Origin of the sequence: Pseudomonas sp. L-22-4S-12, from assembly GCF_009799935.1 — a bacterium.
GTDB lineage: Bacteria > Pseudomonadota > Gammaproteobacteria > Pseudomonadales > Pseudomonadaceae > Aquipseudomonas.
This window is the reverse complement of the sequence record NZ_WELL01000001.1, coordinates 523,642-543,952: the sequence shown is the minus strand read 5'-3', so window position 1 is coordinate 543,952 and position 20,311 is coordinate 523,642. Positions and strand designations below refer to the sequence as shown.

Annotated in this window: 23 protein-coding genes; 11 read left to right on the top strand and 12 right to left on the bottom strand. The window is 66.7% G+C overall.

The genetic code is table 11. The annotated features are described in order from the left end of the window. Window positions 1-2: 2 nt before the first annotated feature. The 3 genes from F3I16_RS02530 to F3I16_RS02520 all read right to left on the bottom strand — a co-directional run bounded on the left by F3I16_RS02530 (window position 3) and on the right by F3I16_RS02520 (window position 1,952). Entirely contained in the window at window positions 3-647 is a 645-nt protein-coding gene (locus F3I16_RS02530; RefSeq protein ID WP_160492186.1) for a thiol:disulfide interchange protein DsbA/DsbL, read from the bottom strand. A 342-nt stretch (window positions 648-989) separates the two neighbouring features. Continuing rightward, on the bottom strand, window positions 990-1,613 hold the full coding sequence (locus F3I16_RS02525; protein WP_160492185.1) for a cytochrome c: 624 nt from the start codon (window positions 1,611-1,613) through the stop codon (window positions 990-992). Between the two features lie 45 nt (window positions 1,614-1,658). Beyond that, complete coding sequence (locus tag F3I16_RS02520; RefSeq protein WP_160492184.1) at window positions 1,659-1,952, bottom strand: cytochrome c5 family protein; 294 nt, start codon at window positions 1,950-1,952, stop codon at window positions 1,659-1,661. Between the two features lie 184 nt (window positions 1,953-2,136). Here F3I16_RS02520 and yihA point away from each other — a divergent pair, with 184 nt between their 5' ends. Next, window positions 2,137-2,787, top strand: coding sequence for a ribosome biogenesis GTP-binding protein YihA/YsxC (yihA, locus tag F3I16_RS02515; protein WP_160492183.1), 651 nt, complete (start codon window positions 2,137-2,139; stop codon window positions 2,785-2,787). Between the two features lie 377 nt (window positions 2,788-3,164). Here the strand turns inward: yihA and polA are convergent, their stop codons facing one another. Then, window positions 3,165-5,981: a DNA polymerase I gene (polA, locus tag F3I16_RS02510; RefSeq protein WP_160492182.1), complete on the bottom strand. Its 2,817-nt coding sequence runs from the start codon at window positions 5,979-5,981 to the stop codon at window positions 3,165-3,167. Window positions 5,982-6,054: 73 nt separating this feature from the next. Between polA and F3I16_RS02505 the strand changes: the two genes are divergently transcribed. Both F3I16_RS02505 and F3I16_RS02500 read left to right on the top strand, forming a co-directional pair. After that, the gene (locus F3I16_RS02505) at window positions 6,055-6,342 is read left to right on the top strand and encodes a DUF2782 domain-containing protein (RefSeq protein WP_160077275.1); all 288 of its coding nucleotides are present in this window, start codon (window positions 6,055-6,057) and stop codon (window positions 6,340-6,342) included. Between the two features lie 51 nt (window positions 6,343-6,393). Then, window positions 6,394-7,344, top strand: a complete 951-nt coding sequence (locus tag F3I16_RS02500; protein ID WP_160492181.1) for a homoserine kinase — start codon at window positions 6,394-6,396, stop codon at window positions 7,342-7,344. Between the two features lie 9 nt (window positions 7,345-7,353). Here F3I16_RS02500 and F3I16_RS02495 read toward each other — a convergent pair whose 3' ends face one another. Further along, window positions 7,354-8,367 carry a zinc ABC transporter substrate-binding protein gene (locus F3I16_RS02495; RefSeq protein ID WP_160492180.1) on the bottom strand — a complete coding sequence of 338 codons (1,014 nt, stop codon included), beginning with the start codon at window positions 8,365-8,367 and terminating at the stop codon, window positions 7,354-7,356. On the opposite strand from F3I16_RS02495, the gene zur reads away from it, so the two are divergent. The 7 genes from zur to F3I16_RS02460 all read left to right on the top strand — a co-directional run bounded on the left by zur (window position 8,366) and on the right by F3I16_RS02460 (window position 14,356). Beyond that, entirely contained in the window at window positions 8,366-8,866 is a 501-nt protein-coding gene (gene zur / locus F3I16_RS02490) for a zinc uptake transcriptional repressor Zur (RefSeq protein WP_160492179.1), read from the top strand. The genes F3I16_RS02495 and zur overlap by 2 nt on opposite strands. Beyond that, on the top strand, window positions 8,863-9,654 hold the full coding sequence (gene znuC, locus F3I16_RS02485) for a zinc ABC transporter ATP-binding protein ZnuC (protein WP_160492178.1): 792 nt from the start codon (window positions 8,863-8,865) through the stop codon (window positions 9,652-9,654). The genes zur and znuC overlap by 4 nt, the downstream gene beginning before the upstream one ends. Further along, window positions 9,654-10,442 carry a zinc ABC transporter permease subunit ZnuB gene (gene znuB, locus F3I16_RS02480; protein WP_160492177.1) on the top strand — a complete coding sequence of 263 codons (789 nt, stop codon included), beginning with the start codon at window positions 9,654-9,656 and terminating at the stop codon, window positions 10,440-10,442. Before znuC ends, znuB begins: the two co-directional genes overlap by 1 nt. Window positions 10,443-10,495: 53 nt before the next feature. After that, on the top strand, window positions 10,496-11,512 hold the full coding sequence (locus F3I16_RS02475) for a hypothetical protein (protein ID WP_160492176.1): 1,017 nt from the start codon (window positions 10,496-10,498) through the stop codon (window positions 11,510-11,512). A gap of 274 nt (window positions 11,513-11,786) precedes the next feature. Then, the gene (locus F3I16_RS02470) at window positions 11,787-12,794 is read left to right on the top strand and encodes a methionine ABC transporter ATP-binding protein (RefSeq protein WP_160492175.1); all 1,008 of its coding nucleotides are present in this window, start codon (window positions 11,787-11,789) and stop codon (window positions 12,792-12,794) included. Further along, window positions 12,791-13,471 carry a methionine ABC transporter permease gene (locus tag F3I16_RS02465; RefSeq protein ID WP_160488076.1) on the top strand — a complete coding sequence of 227 codons (681 nt, stop codon included), beginning with the start codon at window positions 12,791-12,793 and terminating at the stop codon, window positions 13,469-13,471. The genes F3I16_RS02470 and F3I16_RS02465 overlap by 4 nt, the downstream gene beginning before the upstream one ends. A 102-nt stretch (window positions 13,472-13,573) precedes the next feature. Continuing rightward, the gene (locus tag F3I16_RS02460) at window positions 13,574-14,356 is read left to right on the top strand and encodes a MetQ/NlpA family ABC transporter substrate-binding protein (RefSeq protein ID WP_160492174.1); all 783 of its coding nucleotides are present in this window, start codon (window positions 13,574-13,576) and stop codon (window positions 14,354-14,356) included. A 212-nt stretch (window positions 14,357-14,568) separates the two neighbouring features. Here the strand turns inward: F3I16_RS02460 and F3I16_RS02455 are convergent, their stop codons facing one another. Genes F3I16_RS02455 through F3I16_RS02435 form a run of 5 tightly spaced genes read right to left on the bottom strand, consistent with a single transcriptional unit; the run spans window position 14,569 to window position 18,553 of the window. Further along, window positions 14,569-15,207 (bottom strand): SCO family protein, encoded by a 639-nt coding sequence (locus tag F3I16_RS02455; RefSeq protein ID WP_160492173.1) that lies wholly within the window; start codon window positions 15,205-15,207, stop codon window positions 14,569-14,571. Continuing rightward, complete coding sequence (cyoE, locus tag F3I16_RS02450) at window positions 15,204-16,103, bottom strand: heme o synthase (protein WP_160492172.1); 900 nt, start codon at window positions 16,101-16,103, stop codon at window positions 15,204-15,206. Before cyoE ends, F3I16_RS02455 begins: the two co-directional genes overlap by 4 nt. A 12-nt stretch (window positions 16,104-16,115) precedes the next feature. Beyond that, window positions 16,116-17,204 carry a heme A synthase gene (locus F3I16_RS02445; protein WP_160492171.1) on the bottom strand — a complete coding sequence of 363 codons (1,089 nt, stop codon included), beginning with the start codon at window positions 17,202-17,204 and terminating at the stop codon, window positions 16,116-16,118. Between the two features lie 49 nt (window positions 17,205-17,253). Further along, on the bottom strand, window positions 17,254-17,847 hold the full coding sequence (locus tag F3I16_RS02440) for a hypothetical protein (RefSeq protein ID WP_160492170.1): 594 nt from the start codon (window positions 17,845-17,847) through the stop codon (window positions 17,254-17,256). Further along, window positions 17,810-18,553 carry an SURF1 family protein gene (locus tag F3I16_RS02435; RefSeq protein WP_160492169.1) on the bottom strand — a complete coding sequence of 248 codons (744 nt, stop codon included), beginning with the start codon at window positions 18,551-18,553 and terminating at the stop codon, window positions 17,810-17,812. The genes F3I16_RS02440 and F3I16_RS02435 overlap by 38 nt, the downstream gene beginning before the upstream one ends. Window positions 18,554-18,628: 75 nt before the next feature. Here F3I16_RS02435 and F3I16_RS02430 point away from each other — a divergent pair, with 75 nt between their 5' ends. Then, the gene (locus F3I16_RS02430; protein WP_160077305.1) at window positions 18,629-18,832 is read left to right on the top strand and encodes a twin transmembrane helix small protein; all 204 of its coding nucleotides are present in this window, start codon (window positions 18,629-18,631) and stop codon (window positions 18,830-18,832) included. A gap of 31 nt (window positions 18,833-18,863) precedes the next feature. Here F3I16_RS02430 and F3I16_RS02425 read toward each other — a convergent pair whose 3' ends face one another. Further along, window positions 18,864-19,751 carry a cytochrome c oxidase subunit 3 gene (locus F3I16_RS02425; RefSeq protein WP_160492168.1) on the bottom strand — a complete coding sequence of 296 codons (888 nt, stop codon included), beginning with the start codon at window positions 19,749-19,751 and terminating at the stop codon, window positions 18,864-18,866. An 11-nt stretch (window positions 19,752-19,762) separates the two neighbouring features. Beyond that, entirely contained in the window at window positions 19,763-20,311 is a 549-nt protein-coding gene (locus F3I16_RS02420) for a cytochrome c oxidase assembly protein (RefSeq protein ID WP_160492167.1), read from the bottom strand.

The following is a 20,311-nucleotide window of genomic DNA, read 5'->3' as shown; positions in this document are numbered from 1 at the left end:
ACTCAGCGAGCGGCGCGCTCTTTGTCGATGAGGAAGTCGGCCACCTGCAGCAGCTGCTCTTCGCCGCCGGCGCTGCGCACGTCGAAGCGGTACTTGCCGCCCACGATCAGCACCGGCACGCCGCTGATCTGGTAGGCCTTGGCCAGCTGGCGGGCCTTGGTCATCTGGCCTTTGACGGCGAAGGAGTTGTAGGTGCTGAGGAAGGCCTCGGCATCGACGCCCTGGTCAGCGAGGAACTCGGCCATCTCTTCCGGATCGGCCAGTTTCTTGCCTTCCTTGTGGATGGCGTCGAACACCGCCTTGTGCACCTTCTGCTCGACCTTCATCAGGTCGAGGGTGATGAACAGCTGGCCGTGGATATCCCAGGTACGCCCGAACAGGGCCGGGATGCGCACGAAGTTGACGTCGGCCGGCAGCTTCTCGGCCCAGGCATTGAGGGTCGGTTCGAGCTGGTAGCAATGCGGGCAGCCATACCAGAACAGCTCGACCACCTCGATCTTGTCCGGCTGCGATACCGGTACCGGCGTCGCCAGCTCGACATACTGCTTGCCGGCGGTGAACGGCACGGCTTCGATCGACTCGGCCTGGGCAGCGATGCCAAACAGGCTGAGGCTGGCGAGGGCGGCACTGAAAATCAGGTTACGCATGCATGACTCCTTGGCAAATGGATGCCGCTCGGGGCGGGCCTGGGTTCGACCGGCGGCCCGGGTGCGGGTTCCTGCATTGTAGCGGCGCCGCCCACAAAAAAGGGTGGCCTTGGCCACCCTTTTTCAGACGCTCGCGCAGGGCGTTAGAACCTGTTTACGATCTCGCGAGCTAGAGCCAGACAAGGAAAAAACAGCCGAGGAAGCGGAGTTTACGAGCTGTAAATGAGCATGACTCGTTTCACTCGCCCTTCGGGTCGCGCTGAAGCGCGTTAGCCGCAAGCGGCTTTCCGAGGCTGTTTTTAGCGCCGTATGGCCGACGCGCAGCAGATCGTAGGCAGGTTCTTAGTGCAGGCCCTGGATATAGCTGGATACCGCGGCGATGTCCTTGTTGCTCAGCTTGGCGGCAATGGCGCGCATGATCAGCGTGTCGCCGTCATTGGTGCGGTTGCCTTCGCGGAAGTCGGTGAGCTGCTTGGCCACATAGGCGGCGTGCTGGCCACCCAGTTGCGGGAAGCCCGCCAGGTCGTTGCCCGCGCCGTTCGGCGAGTGGCAACCGGTGCAGGCCGGCATGCCCTGATCCAGCTTGCCGCCGCGGAACAGTTCCTCGCCACGCGCCACCAGGGCCGGATCGGCAGCGCCGACGCTCATGCTCTGGCTGGCGAAGTAGGCGGCGATGTCGGCCATATCCTGGTCGCTGAGGTTGGTCAGCAGGCCGGTCATTTCCAGCACCTGACGCTTGCCGCCCTTGATGTCATTCAGCTGCTTGAGCAGGTAGCGCTCGCCCTGGCCGGCCAGTTTCGGGAAGTTCGGGGCGGCGCTGTTGCCGTCCGCAGCGTGGCAGGCGCCACACACAGCAGTCTTCGCCTTACCGGCTTCGGCGTCGCCGACGATCGCGGCATCGCCTGCAGCATACGCAGCAGAGGAAATGCCCAGGCTCAACAGCAGACTCACGAGTACTTTGTTCATCAGCTAATCCAATAACGGCTAGAGGTAAAAGAAATTTCTGCGGGACTACTCGCTCATCAACTTAATGACGGCCTGGTAATCCTCTGCAGTGCAATCCATGCACAAGCCACGCGGTGGCATGGCATTCAAACCATTGGTCACGCTCTGTACCAGCGCGTCCATGCCCTTGGCCACGCGTGGCTCCCAGGCAGCCTTGTCGCCACGCTTGGGCGCCATCGGCAATTGGCCATTGTGACAAGCCATGCAGGCCTTGGCATACACCGCCTCGGGGTCCTGCGCGGCCTGCACGTTAACGGACAGAGCGCAAAGTGCGGCGGCAACGATCAATACTTTTTTCATGGGCCAACCTCATCAGGGTTAGGAACGCTCTGCGTTCTATCGCGCAGCTAATTATGTCGTTCCCGGGACAACGGACGGGACAAAGCGCACACAAAATCTGCGGCATTATATACTGGCGTCGCTGAAACGGAAGCGACACCATGCCGCGCCCCACGCTGGCGCCCGGCTCAACCGGAAAATCCCCATGCAACCCAAGAATCCCATCATCGGTCTGTGCCAACAGGCTGCCTTCATGATCAGTGCGGCCAAGGTCGACCAGTGCCCGCCGGACGAGGGCTTCGAAGTGGCCTTCGCCGGGCGCTCCAACGCCGGCAAGTCGAGTGCGCTGAACACCCTGACCCATGCCAACCTGGCGCGCACCTCGAAAACCCCGGGGCGCACCCAGCTGCTCAACTTCTTCACCCTGGACGAAGAGCGCCGCCTGGTCGACCTGCCCGGCTACGGCTATGCCAAGGTGCCAATTCCGCTCAAACAGCACTGGCAGCGCCACCTGGAAGCCTACCTGAGCAGCCGCGAGAGCCTGGCCGGATTGATCCTGATGATGGATATCCGCCATCCGCTGACCGAATTCGACCGCATGATGCTCGACTGGTCCCAGGCCAGTGGCATGCGCCTGCATATCCTGCTGACCAAGGCCGACAAGCTGACCTTCGGCGCCGCCAAGAACGCCCTGCTCAAGGTGCGTCAGGATATCCACAAGGGCTGGGGTACGGACGCCAGCATCCAGCTGTTCTCGGCCCCCAAACGCCAGGGCGTCGAGGAGGCGCAGGCCGTGCTGGCCAGCTGGATGGGGCTGCTCGAGGAAGAAGAGGAAGACCAGCAGGACGCTGAGTAAGGCCTGGCTCGCGCGTCTCCGCGCAGCAAATCGTGAGCAAAAAATTGCCGGGAGCAATTTTTGACGTCGCTTGCGACGGCCCGGAGGGTCTCCGCCAGGGAGGGTGGAGACAAAAAAAACCCCGGACTTCGTATGGGGAGGAGAAGACCGGGGTTCAATTCTGAACCGCTAGGGCGGGGTTCAGAGATCTGCCAACACTAGAACACACATTAGGAGCATCGAAGGGCTACATGCCATTCGTAAACTCTGACCGGTGCCGGCAGCGGATAGTTCAGCCATTTTTTAAATCGCATTGCGATAAGCAGTGATTTAAAAGACCGAAAAGAGCTAATCAGCCGCACGACTGCGCCCCCATGCCGCAGCCCCTGGCCAGGTAATCAGTGCGCCTCGTCCCAGTTGTCGCCCACCCCGGCCTCGACCAGCAGCGGCACGTCCAGCGCCGCGGCGCCGCTCATCAACGGCAACAGGCCGGCCTTGAGCGCCTCGACCTGATCCTCGCGCACCTCCAGCACCAGTTCGTCGTGGACCTGCAGGATCACCTTGGCATCCAGGCCGGACTGCGGCAGCCAGGCGTCCACGGCAATCATCGCGCGCTTCATGATGTCCGCCGCGGTGCCCTGCATCGGCGCGTTGATCGCGGTGCGCTCGGCGCCCTTGCGCAGCGACGGGTTCTTCGCCTGGATGTCCGGCAGGTACAGGCGGCGGCCGAACAGGGTCTCGACATAACCCTGCTGCGCCGCCTGCTCGCGGGTGCGCTCCATGTAGGCCAGCACCCCGGGGTAACGATGGAAATACACGTCGATATAGGCCTGCGCCTGCTTGCGGTCGCAGCCGATCTGCTTGGCCAGGCCGAAGGCGCTCATGCCGTAGATCAGGCCGAAGTTGATCGCCTTGGCGCTGCGCCGCTGGTCGCTGGTCACCTCCTCCAGGGCCACGCCGAACACCTCGGCGGCGGTCGCCTTGTGCACGTCGCGGCCGTGGCGGAAGGCGTCCAGCAACCCCTCGTCCTGGGCCAGGTGGGCCATGATGCGCAGCTCGATCTGCGAGTAGTCCGCCGCCACCAGCTTGTAGCCCTTGGGGGCGACGAAGGCCTGGCGGATGCGCCGGCCCTCGGCGGTGCGGATCGGGATGTTCTGCAGGTTCGGGTCGCTGGATGACAGGCGCCCGGTGGCGGTGACCGCCTGGTGGTAGCTGGTGTGGATGCGCCCGGTGCGCGGGTTGATCTGCTCCGGCAGGCGGTCGGTGTAGGTGCTTTTCAGCTTGCTCAGGCTGCGGTACTGCATCAGCACCTTGGGCAGCTCGTAGTCCTGCTCGGCCAGTTCGGCCAGCACCGCTTCGGCGGTGGAGGCCTGGCCGGTGGCGGTCTTGCTGATGATCGGCAGGCCGAGTTTCTCGTAGAGGATCGCGCCGAGCTGCTTGGGCGAGCCCAGGTTGAACTCCTCGCCGGCGATGGCGAAGGCCTGGCGCTCCAGCTCGACCAGGCGCTCGCCCAGCTCGACGCTGTGCTGGCCGAGCAGCTTGGCGTCGACCAGCGCGCCCTGGCGTTCGATGCGCGCCAGCACCGGCACCAGCGGCATCTCGATCTCCTGCAGCACCTTGGCCAGCGCCGGGGTCTGCTGCAGTTTGGCCCACAGCGTCTGGTGCAGGCGCAGGGTCACGTCGGCGTCTTCGGCGGCATAGGGGCCGGCCTGTTCCAGGGCGATCTGGTCGAAGGTCAGCTGCTTGGCGCCCTTGCCGGCGATGTCCTCGAAACGGATGGTGCTGTGATCGAGGTACTTCAGCGCCAGGCTGTCCATGTCGTGACGGGTGGCGGTGGAATCCAGCACATAGGATTCGAGCATGGTGTCGAAAGCCACGCCCTGCACCATGATCGGCGTCGAGGCATTGGCCAGCACGTTGATGTCGTATTTGGCGTGCTGGCCGACCTTGGCCTTGGCCGGGTCTTCGAGCAGCGGCTTGAGTGCGCGCAGCACCGCGTCGCGATCCAGCTGCGCCGGCACGCCCATGTAGGAGTGGGCCAGCGGCACATAGGCCGCTTCATGGGCGCTGACGGCGAAGGACACGCCGACCACCTGGGCCTGCTGCGGGTCGAGGCTGGTGGTCTCGGTATCGAAGGCGATCAGTTCGGCGGCCTGCAGCTTGTCCAGCCAGGCATCGAAGCGGGCCTGCTCCAGCACCGTTTCATAGCGCGCCTCGCTGCCGGCCGGCGTTTCTGTCGGCTCGCCTTCTGCGGCGGCCGGTGCCGGCTCGTCGAACAGCCCGCCGCTGGCCGCGACCGGCTTGGCGGCTGCCCTGGCCGGCGGCTTGCCCTGCGCCTGGCCGCGCTGCAGTTCGTCCAGCCAGCCGCGGAACTCCAGTTCGCTGTACAGCGCCACCAGCGCCTCGCGATCCGGCTCGCCCGGGTGCAGGTCGTCGATGGCGATGTTCAGTTCGAGGTCGATCTTGATGGTCGCCAGCTGGTAGGACAGGTAGGCCATGTCCTTGTGCTCGATCAGCTTGGCCGGCAGGGTCTTGGCGCCGCGGATCGGCAGCTCCGGGACCTTGTCGAGGTTGGCGTAGAGCACGTCGAGGCCGCCGCCGACGCCGACCAGCAGGCCCAGCGCGGTCTTCTCGCCGACCCCCGGCACGCCGGGGATGTTGTCGACCTTGTCGCCCATCAGCGCCAGGTAGTCGATGATCAACTCCGGGCCGACGCCGAACTTGGCCCTGACCCCCTCGATGTCGTAGACGCTGCCGGTCATGGTGTTGACCAGGGTCACGTGCGGGCAAACCAGCTGGGCCATGTCCTTGTCGCCGGTGGAGATCACCACGTCGCGGCCCTCGGCCGCGCACTGGCGGGCCAGGGTGCCGATCACGTCGTCGGCCTCGACGCCCTCGACGCACAGCAGCGGGTAGCCGAGGGCGCGCACGCTGGCATGCAGCGGCTCGACCTGGCCGCGCAGCTCTTCCGGCATCGGCGGACGGTTGGCCTTGTAGTGCTCGAACATGGCGTCGCGGAAGGTCCCGCCCTTGGCGTCGAAGACCACCGCGAAGGGGCTGTCCGGGTACTGCTTGCGCAGGCTCTTGAGCATGTTCAGCACGCCCTTCACCGCGCCGGTCTGCAGGCCCTTGGAGGTGGCCAGCGGCGGCAGGGCGTGGAAGGCGCGGTACAGGTAGGAGGAACCGTCGACCAGAACCAGAGGGGTGTTAGACATGCGCAGGATCAACCTTTTGCCAGGGGCGGGCGCTAGAATGAACCCACCAACCAGAGAAAGGGACAAGGTTACCATGCGCGTACTCAACCGCCTGTTGCTCACCGGCCTGCTGGCCATCAGCCCGCTGTATGCCATCGCCGCCGAGGATGCACCGGGCGCCGACCCGGACGTGACCATCCGCCAGGATGGCGACAAGACCATCACCGAGTACCGGCAGAACGGCTTCCTCTACGCCATCAAGGTCACCCCGAAAGTCGGCAAGCCCTACTTCCTGGTGCGCGCCGACGGCAGCGAGGGCAACTTCATCCGCTCCGACCAGCCGGACATGCTGATCCCGGCCTGGGAAATCTTTAAGTGGTAACTGCCGGCGGCGGGCCACGGCCCGCCACCCCGCACCTCGGAGGCTAATGCCATGTCGGTCTTCACCCCGCTGGAACGCCACGAACTGCAAGCCTTCCTCGAGCCCTACGGGCTGGGGCGGCTGAAGGACTTCCAGGGCATCAGCGCCGGCACCGAGAACAGCAACTTCTTCGTCAGCCTGGACGGCGGTGAATACGTGCTGACCCTGATCGAGCGTGGCCCGCGCGCCGACCTGCCGTTCTTCATCACCCTGCTCGAGCGCCTGCACCAGGCCGGCCTGCCGGTGCCCTACGCGATCCCCACGCAGAACGGCGAAACCCTGCGCGAGCTGGCGGAAAAACCCGCCCTGCTGCAGCCACGCCTGGCCGGCAAGCATGTCGGCCAGCCCAACGCCCACCACTGCGCCGAGATCGGCAGCTGGCTGGCGCGCCTGCACCTGGCCACCCAGGGCGACATCCTCGAACGGCGCAGCGACCGCGGCCTCGACTGGATGCTCGAGGAAGGCCCGATGCTGGCCCTGGAGCTGCACGACGAACAGCTGCCGCTGCTGCGCGACAGCCTGCACGAGGTGGCCGAACTGAAGGAACGCATCCTCGCCCTGCCGCGCGCCAACCTGCACGCCGACCTGTTCCGCGACAACGCGCTGTTCGACGGCAACCAGCTGGCCGGGGTGATCGACTTCTACAACGCCTGCTCGGGGCCGATGCTCTACGACCTGGCGATCACCGTGAACGACTGGTGCTCGCAGGCCGACGACAGTATCGACCTGCCGCGCGCCCGCGCCCTGCTCGGCGCCTACGCCGCCCTGCGCCCGTTCAACCGCGCCGAGGCCGAGTTGTGGCCGGCCATGCTGCGCATCGCCTGCCTGCGCTTCTGGCTGTCGCGGCTGATCGCCGCGCGGCGCTTCCAGGGTCGCGACGTGCTGGTCAAGGACCCGGGCGAATTCCAGCGCCGCCTGGCGCAGCGCCAGCAGGTCAGCCTGACCCTGCCCTTCGCCCTGTAAGGCCCAGCCTCAGAGGCTTTCCAGGCAACCGGCCAGCTGCTGGCCGAGGTTTTCCAGCAACTGCTCGTAGCCCTGCGCCGATACCGCCAGGCTGCCGCCCAGGGCGTCCATTTCCGCCAGCTTGACCGGCAGGCCGGCGCTCAGGGTTTGCGCCAGGCGCGGGCGCAGCGGCGGCTCGCTGAACACGCAGCTCGGCCCGGCCGCCTGCAGGCGCTCACGCATGGCCGCCACGTGCCGCGCACCCGGCTGCACCTCGGCCGCCACGCTGAATACGCCGGCGTGCTGGAGGCCATAGGCGGCCTCGAAGTAGTCGTAAGCCTCGTGGAAAACGAAGTAGGGCTTGCCGACCACCTTGTCCAGGCGCGCGTGCAGGCGCTGGTCGAGGGCATCCAGACGCGCTTCGAAGGCGGCCAGGTTGCTCTGGTAGCGCGCCGCATTGGCCGGGTCGGCCTGGGCCAGGTCGGCGGCCATCTTGGCCGCTATCACCTTGGCGTTGTGCGGCAGCAGCCAGAGGTGGGCATCCAGCGTGCCGGGACGGTGGTCGTGGTCATGCTCATCGGCAAGCACCTCATCGTCATGCTCGTCATGCCCGTGTTCGGCGTGCTCGCCCTCGCCGCTGTCTACCTTGGAAAAATGGCGCAGCTGCAAACCCGGCAAGTCCTGCACGGCCACGTTCGGCAGGCTGCGGCCCTGCAGCACGCGCGGCAGGAAGCTCTCCATGTCCGGGCCGATCCAGTACAGCAGGGTGACGCCGTGGATCCGCCGCACATCCGAGGGGCGCAGGGCGAAACGGTGCGGCGAGGCGCCCGGCGGCAGCAGCACGGCGGGCGTGCCGACCCCCTCCTGCACGGCGGCGGCGATCAGCTGCAGCGGCTTGATGCTGGTCAGCAGCTGCACCTCGGCACGGGCGGACAGGGAAAACAGGCACAGCAGGACAACAGCAGACAGACGCGACACGACGGCAACACTCGGCGGATAAAGAGTTATAGAATAACGTCTCTTACCCCGGACGTCGCCGCCCATGCTCAAACCCCACACCGCCAAGACCCCGCTGGCCTGCCTGCCACACGACCATTCGCACTGCGTCAGCAGCGCCCTGGCCGAGGCCGATGCGCTGTGCAGCAAGCAGGGCACGCGCCTGACCGCCCTGCGCAAGCGCGTGCTGGAGCTAGTCTGGCAGAGCCACAAGCCGCTGGGCGCCTACGACATCCTCGGCGTGTTGAGCGAAGAAGACGGCCGCCGCGCCGCCCCGCCGACCGTCTATCGGGCGCTGGATTTCCTCCAGGAGAACGGCCTGGTCCATCGCATCGCCTCGCTCAACGCCTTTATCGGCTGCGTGCGCCCGGAGCACGCGCACCAGGGCCAGTTCCTTATCTGCAAAAGCTGCCATACGGCCATCGAACTGGAGCTGCCGAGCATCAGCCAGGCGATTGTCGCCGGCGCCAAAGAGGTCGGCTTCGTGGTGGAAAGCCAGACCGTGGAAATCGTCGGCCTGTGCGCCAGTTGCCGGGAGGCGGCATGAACGAGGTGCTGATCCAGCTCGACGGCGTCGGCGTCGGCTTCTCCGGGCAGCGCGTGCTGCAGGATGTGCAGCTGACCGTGCGCGCCGGCGAGATCGTCACCCTGATCGGCCCCAACGGCGCCGGCAAGACCACCCTGGTGCGCGCCGTGCTCGGCCTGCTCAAGCCCGACAGCGGCCGGGTGCAGCGCAAGCCGCGCCTGCGCATCGGCTACATGCCGCAGAAGCTGCACGTCGACCCGACTTTGCCGCTGTCGGTGCTGCGCTTCCTGCGCCTGGTGCCGGGCGTCGACCGCGCCGCGGCGCAGGCGGCGCTGGCCGAGGTCGGCGCCGAACAGGTGATCGACAGCCCGCTGCAGGGCATTTCCGGCGGCGAGCTGCAGCGCGTGCTGCTGGCCCGCGCCCTGCTGCGCGAGCCCGAGCTGCTGGTGCTCGACGAACCGGTACAGGGCGTCGACGTGGCCGGCCAGGCCGAGCTGTACCGCCTGATCACCCGCCTGCGCGACCGCCACGGCTGCGGCGTGCTGATGGTCTCCCACGATCTGCACCTGGTGATGAGCACCACCGACCAGGTGGTCTGCCTGAATCGCCACGTGTGCTGTTCCGGCCACCCGGAACAGGTCAGCAACGACCCGGTGTTCGTCGAGATGTTCGGCCAGGATGCCAAGAGCCTGGCCATCTACCACCACCACCACGACCACAGCCACGACCTGCACGGCGCGGTGGTCGATCAGCCCGGCCTGACCATCCACGGCCCGGCCCATGTCCACGGTCCAGGTTGCAAACACTGATGCCAGATTTTCTCCTCAACGCACTGCTCGCCGGCCTGGCCCTAGCCCTGGTCGCCGGCCCCCTGGGCTCCTTCGTGGTCTGGCGGCGCATGGCCTATTTCGGCGACACCCTGTCCCATGCCGCCCTGCTCGGCGTGGCCCTCGGCCTGCTGCTGGACGTCAGCCCGACCCTGGCGGTAACCGCCGGCTGCCTGCTGCTGGCCGTGCTGCTGGTGACCCTGCAACAGCGCCAGCCGCTGGCCTCGGACACATTGCTGGGCATCCTCGCGCCGACCACCCTGTCGCTGGGCCTGGTGGTGCTGAGCTTTATGGACGAGGTGCGCATCGACCTGATGGCCTACCTGTTCGGCGACCTGCTGGCCGTCGGCCCCGGCGACCTGGCCTGGATCATCGGCGGCGCCGTGCTGGTCCTGGCCCTGCTGCTGCCGCTGTGGCGCCAGTTGCTGGCGATCACCGTGCACGAGGAGCTGGCACGGGTCGAAGGCCTGCCGGTGGCGGCCCTGCGCCTGGCGCTGATGCTGCTGATCGCGGTGGTCATCGCGGTGGCGATGAAGATAGTCGGCGTGCTGCTGATCACCTCGCTGCTGATCATTCCGGCCGCCGCCGCCCAGCGCCATGCGCGTACCCCGGAGCAGATGGCGATCGGCGCCAGCGTGCTGGGCATGCTCGCGGTAGCCGCGGGCTTGAGCCTTTCCTGGTACCAGGACACACCCGCCGGGCCGTCCATAGTTGTGGCCGCTGCCGCACTTTTCCTGCTGAGTTTTGTACTCCCCCGTCGGGCCCGTTAGTATTGGCCGTTTTTTGCACAAACAAAAACGAACAAGAACCGACAGGTCACAAAATGAACGCTACTGCGCCGCGCTATTTCATAGCCCTTGCCCTGGGCCTGCTGCTCAGCGAAGCCCGTGCCGAGTACTGGACCATCGACGAACAGGTCAAGGACTTCAACGCCGTCTCCGCGCAGATCAGCCGCGGTGAACTGCAGGCCGCCGAGCAGGGCCTGGCCGCCCTGCAGCAGCAGACCGCCCGGAACGACGTGCGCATCGAGCAGTACCAGCGCGAACTGGCCGGCGCCTACCTGCGACAGGGGCGCCAGCAGTTGCAGGCCGGCGATACCGCCGCGGCCAATGCGACCCTGAGCCAGGGCGAGCGCCATCTGAGCGCCGCGTCTCCGGTGCTGCGCCAGGAATACCAGGCCAGCCTGACCGCCAGCGCTGTCCAGGGCGGTGCCAAGCCGGCACCGGTCGCCGCGGCCAAGCCGAAAGCCGAACCGAAAGCCGAGCCCGCCAAGGTCGCGGCCAAACCGGCAGTCGCCGCCGTTGCCGAGGACTCCGCCGAGCGCCGCGAGAACGTCGAACGGCGCCTGCGCGAGGCCGAGGCGATCATCGCCAAGAAGGAAGCCGAGCGCGCCCGCCAGCAGCAACTGGCCGAGGAGCAGGCCGCCGCCCTGGCCGAACGCGAAGCGGCCGCCGCCGAACAGCGCGCCGCCCGTGAGGCCGCCAGCGCCGCACCAGCGGTGGTTGCCGCCGCGCCTCAGGTGGTCAGCAAGCCGCAGGAAAGCGGCCGCGCCCGCCTGATCGACCCCAGCGCCAGCAGCAGCAGCGTGGCCATGCCGATGCTCGACGCCAACGACCGCGACAGCCTGCGCACCCTGCTCGACGCAGTCGCCGCCGATGTGGTCGCCTTCGACTGTGCGGTGCGCCTGGAGGTGCGCGAGGCCAAGGACTATCCCTTCGTCGCCGCCCTGCTCTCGGCCCGCATCAAGAAGCTCGACCCCAGCTTCAACCCGCAATTCTCGCCGGTGCTCAAGCCGGACCAGGAGCCGCGCCTGGTGCTCAGCCCGCAGAGCAACAGCTGAGCGGCACCTACGCCGCAACCGGGTAGGTTGTGGTTGAGCGCAGCGAAGCCCAACACAGGCGGTCACGACGCCAACCGTTGGGCTTCGGCGCTATGCACCTCAACCAACCGACATGCTTATGCCTGGCTGATCGCTATTCAGGCCAATAAAGACTAAGAACGCATAAACAAACCGGCTAAAATGCGCGGCTTTCGGCTAACCGCCTAGGCTAGAAGGAGTCGCCGCGCCCATCGGATGGCGGCAGTCACTCCCCCGTACCCACAAGGTTCGCTCCGTGATCGAGTTCCACCACGTCAACAAGACCTACCGGGTCGCCGGGCGCGACGTGCCCGCCTTGCAGCCCACCGACCTGCGCATCGAAGCCGGCCAGGTGTTCGGCCTGATCGGCCATTCCGGGGCCGGCAAGAGCACCCTGCTGCGCCTGATCAACCGCCTGGAGGAACCTTCCGGCGGGCGCATCACGGTCGACGGCGAGGACATCACCGCGTTGGATGCCAACGGCCTGCGCCGCTTCCGCCAGCAGGTCGGGATGATCTTCCAGCACTTCAACCTGCTGTCGTCGAAGACCGTCGCCGCCAACGTGGCCATGCCCCTGCAGCTGGCCGGCGAGCTGAGCCGCGACGCGATCAGCCAGCGGGTGGCCGAGCTGCTGGCCCGTGTGGGCCTCAGCGAGCACGCCAACAAGTACCCGGCGCAATTGTCCGGCGGGCAGAAGCAACGCGTCGGCATCGCCCGCGCCCTGGCCACCCGGCCGAAGATCCTGCTGTGCGACGAGGCCACCAGCGCCCTCGACCCGCAGACCACCGCCTCGGTGCTGCAGCTGCTGGCCGAGATCAACCGCGAACTGGGCCTGACCATCGTGCTGATCACCCACGAGATGGACGTGATCCGCCGCGTGTGCGACCAGGTGGCGGTGATGGACGGCGGGCAGATCGTCGAACAGGGCCCGGTGGCCCAGGTGTTCCTCCATCCGCAGCACGCCACCACCAAGCGCTTCGTCCAGGAAGACGAGCACATCGACGAGAACGAGCAGCGCGACGACTTCGCCCATGTGCAGGGCCGCATCCTGCGGCTGACCTTCCAGGGCGAGGCCACCTACGCGCCGCTGCTGGGCACCGTGGCGCGCGAGACCGGAGTGGATTACAGCATCCTCGCCGGGCGCATCGACCGTATCAAGGACAGCCCCTACGGCCAGCTGACCCTGGCCCTCACCGGCGGCGACATCGACGCCGCGCTGGCGCGCTTCCAGGCGGCCGACGTGCACCTGGAGGTGCTGCGATGATCGAATCCCTGCTGGCCAGCTGGCTACCCAATGTCGACTGGCAGGAGATCGGCTACGCCAGTCTCGACACCCTCAACATGCTCGGCGGCTCGCTGCTGTTCACCGTGCTGCTCGGCCTGCCGCTGGGTGTGCTGCTGTTCCTCACCGGGCCGCGGCAGATGTTCGAGCAACGCGCGCTGTACGCGGTGCTGTCGCTGCTGGTCAACGTGCTGCGCTCGGTACCGTTCGTGATCCTGCTGATCCTGATGATCCCGCTGACCGTGCTGATCACCGGCACCTCGCTGGGCGTGGCCGGTGCCATCCCGCCGCTGGTGGTCGGCGCCACGCCGTTCTTCGCCCGCCTGGTGGAAACCGCCCTGCGCGAAGTCGACCGCGGCATCATCGAAGCGACCCAGGCCATGGGCGCGACCACCCTGCAGATCATCTTCCGCGCCCTGCTGCCGGAAGCCCTGCCGGGGCTGATCGCCGCCGCCACCGTGACCGCCATTACCCTGGTCTCCTACACCGCCATGAGCGGCCTGATCGGCGGCGGCGGCCTCGGCGACCTGGCCGTGCGCTACGGCTACCAGCGCTACCAGCCGGACGTCATGGCGGTGACCGTGATCCTCCTGCTGGTGCTGGTGCAGGTGCTGCAGACCGCCGGCGACAAGCTGGTGGTGCATTTTTCTAGGAAATAAAAAGCTCGCGCAAGTAACCGACTGAATTCGCCCTACCCCATAGAACAGCGGGCGACCCGTTACCCACGGGACCCCGCGCCCCATCCCACAAGGAGTTGAACCATGAAGAAACTGCTGACCGCCCTGGCCGCCGCGGCCGCCCTGACCAGCGCCGCCGCCCAGGCCGCCGACACCCTGCGCGTCGCCGCCACCGCCGTGCCGCACTCGGAGATCCTCGAGTTCGTCAAACCGGCCCTGGCCAAGGACGGCGTCGACCTGCAGGTGAAAGTCTTCACCGACTACGTGCAGCCGAACGTGCAGGTGGCCGAAGAGCGCCTGGACGCCAACTTCTTCCAGCACCAGCCGTACCTGGATGAATTCAACGCTTCGCGCGGCACCAAGCTGGTGAGCATCGCCGGCGTGCACGTCGAGCCCTTCGGTGCCTACTCGAGCAAGATCAAGACCCTCGCCGAGCTGCCGCAAGGCGCCCAGGTGGTGATCCCCAACGACGCCACCAACGGCGGCCGTGCCCTGCTGCTGCTGCAAAAAGCTGGCGTGATCAAGCTGAAGGACGGCGCCGGCATCACCGCCACCGTCAAGGATATCGCCGAGAACCCCAAGGCGATCAAGGTGCGTGAGCTGGAAGCGGCCACCCTGCCGCGCGTGCTGGCCCAGGTCGACCTGGCGCTGATCAACACCAACTACGCCCTGGAAGCCGGCCTCAACCCGACCAAGGATGCCCTGGTGATCGAAGGCAGCGACTCGCCTTACGTCAACATTCTGGTGGTGCGCGAAGCCAGCAAGAACGACGCGGCCCTGCAGAAGCTGGCCAAGGCGCTGCACAGCGCCGAAGTCAAAACCTTCATCGCCGACAAGTACAAAGGCGCGGTAGTGCCGGCGTTCTGATCGCCTGCTTAGAACCTGTTTACGATCTCTTGATCGTCGGCCATGCTGCGTTGAAATTGGACTCGGGCTGCTCATTTACGGCTTGTAAACTCCGCGCCCTCGTCCACTTTCGCCTTGCCTGGCTCTAGCTCAAAAGAGCGTAAACAGGCTCTTAACCCGCCCAAGAAAAAGCCGCGCACTGCGCGGCTTTTTTCTGTCCGAATAGCGGGCGATCACTCTGCGCTCTGCAGCAATCCCGGCAGCTGCGCCGCCAGCTTGTCGTTGTTCAGCGGCGCACGGATGAAGCCGCGCTGGGTGCCGTCCGGGCCGAGGATCACCAGGTTGCCGCTGTGGTCGACGGTGTAGTTTTCCTGGCTGGTATCGGCCGGGATATAGGGAATGCTCACCGCGCTGGCCAGCTTCTGCAGATCCTCCTGGGCCCCGGTCAGGCCGAGGAAGGCCGGGTCGAAGAAGCCCAGGTATTTCTTCAGCTGCTCGGGGTTGTCGCGTTGCGGGTCGACCGTCACCAGCACCACGCGCAGCCTGGCCTGGGTCTCGGCCGGCAGCATGCCCTTGAGCTGGCGCAATTGGGCCAGGGTGGCCGGGCAGATGTCCGGGCAGAAGGTGTAGCCGAAGAACAGCAGGCTCCACTGGCCCTTGAACTGGTCCACGGCCTGCGCCTGGCCGTCCTGGTTGGTCAGTGACAGGCCCGGCAGGCTGCGGCTCTGCGGCAGCAGGACGATGCCGGCATCGAGCAGGGCCACCTTGTCGGTGCCGTCGCCCTTGCTGTTGAGCACCTTGTTGACGGTGAGGCCGAGCACCAGGGCAACGGCGGCGAAGAGGACAAAGACGGTTTTCTGCGTTCGGGTCATAGGTTCAGCAACAGGTAGTGATCGGCGAGGAGGGCGATAAACAGCAGGAACAGGTACCAGATACTGTACTTGAAGGTGTTGATCGCCGCGTGCGGTTTGCTGTCACGGTACAGCACCACGGCCCAGTACATGAAGCGCCCGCCGAGCAGCACGGCGCAGGCCAGATAGAGCAGCCCGCTCATGTGGATGGCATAGGGCAGCAGGGTCACGGCGATCATCACCGCGGTGTACAGCAGGATGTGCACCTTGGTGTAGTGCTCGCCATGGGTCACCGGCAGCATGGGAATGTCGGCCTTGGCGTATTCGGCCTTGCGGTGGATGGCCAGGGCCCAGAAGTGCGGCGGCGTCCAGGCGAAGATGATCAGCACCAGCAACAGCGGCTCGGCGCTGATGTGCCCGGTCACCGCAACCCAGCCGAGCAGCGGCGGCGCGGCGCCGGCCAGGCCGCCGATGACGATGTTCTGCGGCGTGGCGCGCTTGAGAAAGCCGGTGTAGAGCACCGCATAGCCGAGCAGCGAGGCCAGGGTCAGCCAGGCCGCCAGCTCGTTGGTGAAGGTCAGCAGCAGGGCCATACCCGCCACCGCCAGCAGCAGGGCGAAACCCAGCGCCGCCGCCGGCGACAGGCGCCCGGCGGTGACCGGGCGCTTGTGGGTGCGCGCCATGATCGAGTCGATGCGCCGGTCGACCACGTGGTTGACCGCCGCCGCCGCGCCGGCACACAGGCCGATGCCCAGGTTGCCGAACACCAGCACCGGCCAGGCCACCCCTGCACGGGTGGCGAGGAACATGCCGACCAGCGAGGTGATCAGCATCAGCAGCACCACGCGCGGCTTGGTCAGTTCCAGGTAGTCGCGCCAGCTGGCGTGCTCCCGGCGGGTTTGCAGCAGAGTAGCCATGGGGGTCTCTCCTTATCCTAATTTGCCGACCTGGGCCAAAACCGTAGGAGCGAGCTCTGCTCGCGAACCATCGGTGGCGCAGGATTCGCGAGCAGAGCTCGCTCCTACAGAAGCTGTACGCAGGCGGTAGTTGATCAGCACCAGCACCAGCAACAGGGCCGCGCCACCCGCGTTGTGCGCCACGGCCACGGCCAGTGGCAGATGCAGCAGCACATTGCTCAGGCCCAGGCTGACCTGCACCGCCAACGCCAGCAGCAACAGACCGCTGAGCTTGCCCTGGCCGGCGGCCCGCAGGCGCCAGGCCAGCAGCAGCAGAACCAGGCTGACCAGCAGGGCGCCGATGCGGTGGCTCATATGGATGGCGGTGCGCGCATCGCTGTCGAGCTGGCCACCGAGGTAGTTGGGGCCGATGTGCTGGGTCAGGTGGAAGCCGTTGGCGAAGTCCATCGCCGGCAGCCACTGGCCATGGCAGGCGGGCAGATCGACACAGGCCACCGCCGCGTAGTTGGAGCTGACCCAGCCACCCAGGGCGATCTGGCCGATGACCAGGACCAGGGCCACGCCCGCCAGCAGACGCAAGCGTCGGGAAATGCTCGGCAGGGTTGGCAGCGCGCCGGACAGGCGCAGGGTCAGCAGGAACAGCAGGGCCAGGGTGGTGAAGCCGCCCAGCAGGTGCGCGGTGACCACCTGCGGCCACAGCTTGAGAGTCACCGTCCACATGCCGAAGGCGGCCTGGGCGATCACCACACCGAGCAGCAACAGCGGCAGTTTGAGCGGCTGGCCCGGCTCGCCGCGCCGGCGCAGGGCCTGCAGCGCCAGGCCGAGAATCACCAGGCCAAGGCTGCCGGCGAAGTAGCGATGGACCATCTCGTTCCAGCCTTTCTGCGCCTCCACCGGCGCCTCGGGGAAGCGCGCCTCGGCATGGGCCAGTTGCGCCTCGCTTTGCGGCACGCCGATGAAACCGTAGCAGCCCGGCCAGTCCGGGCAGCCGAGGCCGGCATGGGTCAGCCGGGTATAGGCGCCGAGCAGAACCACCAGCACCGCCAGCAGGGTGGCGAACAGGGCCAGGCGGTAGCCGGGGCGGGTTGTGCGTTCAGTCATCCAGGGGCCTCGTTCTTGTTGTTATGCGGGCATGGGTTTGGCGAGTACGTCAGCCGATCTGCGACAGCTTCAGCAGCAGGCGCAGGTCATTGAGGATGGCCTTGCCCTTGACCGTGGCGTCGTAGCGCAGCACCAGGTTGCCGTGCGGATCGACCAGCCACAGCTGGGCGCCGCTGGCGCCTTTGCTGGTCTTCTCGTAGGCCGGTAGCGCCAGTTCATAGCGCCCCAGCTGCGGGTATTCGCGCTGCAGCTGGGCGTCGTAGTCGGCCGGCAGCGGGCTGCCGCTGGCCAGGCCATGGCTGGCGCGACTGGCATCGCGGTTGAGGCCGATCTGGATCTGCCGGGCGGTGTAGACCAGCTGGCGACAATCCTCGGCGCAGCCCTGCGGCGCGGTGACCAGGATCTGCCAGCGCTCCTGGGCGGCCCCGGTGACGCCGAGGTCGGCCAGGCTCTGGCCGTCGCCGATCAGCTCGCCGTGGTAGTTGCGCGCATCCGGTACCCAGAAGCGCCACTGGTACATGGCGGTGGCCAGGATCATCGGGCCGATCGCCACCAGCAGCAGCAGGATCAGCTGCAGGCGTCCGCGCAGGCGCGGCACGACCACCTCAGGAGTGCTGTTGGGGGGATTCATGGTTGTGCTCATCGTGCTGCTCCCGCGCATTGCGCCATCCGAGATAGAGATAAAGGCCACACAGTGCCGCCGCCAGGGCGAACCACTGCACGGCGTAGCCGGTGTGCTTGTCCGGGCTCATGGCCACCACCGGCCACTCGGCCAGGTAGGCGGCCGGGCCGGGTTCGAGACGCACTTCGTAGGCCAGGCCGCCGCGGCCGAGCTGCTGCCACAGGCGCTGCGGCTCGACCAGGGTGATCAGCCGCGGCCAGCTCTTGCCCGGCGGGTCGGCCTGCAGCTGGAAGCCGGCGCCCGGCGACAGGTAGACCTGCGCCACCAGTTCCAGGGGCTGCTCCGGGGTGCTGAACTGCGGCGGAATGCGCCGATCCGGCCAGGGCAGCCAGCCACGGTTGACCAGCAGCCACAGGCCGCTGGCCTGGTCATAGAAGGGTTGCAGCAGCTCGACGCCGACCTGGCCGCGGCGCTGGCGGTTGTCCAGCAGCAGGCTGTGGCCGGCATCGAACTGGCCCTGCAGGCGGATGCGGGTATGGGCCGGGTCGCGCAGTTGCTCAAGCTCGGCCAGGCTGATCGGCGCCGCCTGCTGACGGGCCGCATGGCTGGCCAGCAGGGCACGCTTCTGCTCGGCCCGCTCGAGTTGCCAGACGCCCAGGGTCACCAATAGCGGCAACAGCAGCGCCACCACCACGCTGGGCAGAATGCCGGGACGAAAGGCGCTCATCGGCACCTCCCGAAACCCGCAACGCGGCTGGCTATACTGCAAGTGCACCCCATTGCCCATCCCCTGGAGTCCCGCATGCTGAAAGCCGCGATCGTCCTCTTGCTGCTGGCCACCCTGGTCAGCCTGTTCAGCGGCCTGTTCTTCCTGGTCAAGGACGAGGGCCGTGGTATGCGAGTGGTCAATTCGCTGAGCCTGCGCGTGGCACTCACCGCCGTGACCGTGGCGCTGATCGCCTGGGGTTTCTACAGTGGCCAGCTGGCCAGCCACGCCCCCTGGTAAGGCCGCCGAAGCCGGCCGCCCGGCACTCGCCTCAAAGCACGTAGACGAAGACGAACAACCCCAGCCAGACCACATCGACGAAGTGCCAGTACCAGCTGGCCGCCTCGAAGCCGAAGTGTTTGTCACCGTCGAAATGACCCTTGAGGATGCGCACCAGCATCACCGTGAGGATGATCGCCCCCAAGGTCACGTGGGCGCCGTGGAAGCCGGTGAGCATGAAGAAGGTCGCGCCGTAGATGCCCGAGCCGAGGGTCAGGCCCAGTTCGGTGTAGGCCTCGATGTATTCCTCGATCTGCAATGCCAGGAAGCTCAGGCCGAGCAGGATGGTCAGCGCCAGCCAGGCCTTGAGCGGGCCGCGCTTGTTCTTCTTCAGCGCATGGTGGGCGAAGGTCACGGTGAAGCTGGAGCTGACCAGCAAGATGGTGTTGATCAGCGGCAGGTGCCAGGGATCGATCACTTCCTTGGGCGGCGGGAACAGCTTGGCATCCGGGTTGTTCAGCGCCGGCCAGGCGAACTCGAAGGCCGGCCAGAGCATGTTGGCCACGCCCTTGGCGCCCTCGCCGCCGAGCCAGGGCCCGGAGAAGTTGCGCACATAGAACAGCGCGCCGAAGAAGGCGGCGAAGAACATCACCTCGGAGAAGATGAACCAGCTCATGCCCCAGCGGAACGAGCGGTCCATCTGCGGGCTGTACAGGCCGCCGCGGCTCTCCTTGATCACCGCGCCGAACCAGCCGAACAGCATGTAGGCGAGGAACAAGCCGCCGACGAAGAAGATCAGCGGGCCGTTGGAGTCGGCACGCTCGGCCTTGAGGTCGTTGAACCAGGTGCCGAGACCGTAGACGGTCAGCAGCATGCCGAGTGTGGCGATGATCGGCCACTTGCTCTGGGCGGGAACGTAGTAGTGCTGGTGACTCGACATTGTTGTTCTCCTTATGGAGTCGTCTGCGCCACAGAAACCTGCGCCGCAGTGATATCGAACAGGGTGTAGGCCAGCGTCAGGTGCTTCACATCGGCAGGCAGGTCGCGGTCGACGATGAAGCGCACCGGCATCTCGATGCGCTCGCCCGGCTGCAGCACCTGCTGGGTGAAGCAGAAGCACTCGGTCTTGTGGAAGAACGCCGCCGCCTTGGACGGCGCCACGCTGGGCACGGCCTGGGCGGTCATCGGCTTGTCGGTCGGGTTGTAAGCGACGAACAGCATCTGGTTGCTCGCCCCCGGATGCACCACCAGGTCATCCGCCTTGGCATGGAACTCCCAGACCATGTCGGCGGCATTGGTGGCAAGGAACTGCACGCGCACCTGACGCTGCTCGTCCACCACCTGGCCGCCCTGGTAGGCCCCGGCGGTCTTGCCGTTGATGCCGAAGGCCTGGCACATCACGTCGTAGATCGGCACCAAGGCGAAGCCGAAGGCGAACATGCCGACCACCACCGCCAGCAGGCGGACGATCAGGCGACGGGTGGCCAGGGCTTCGCTCAC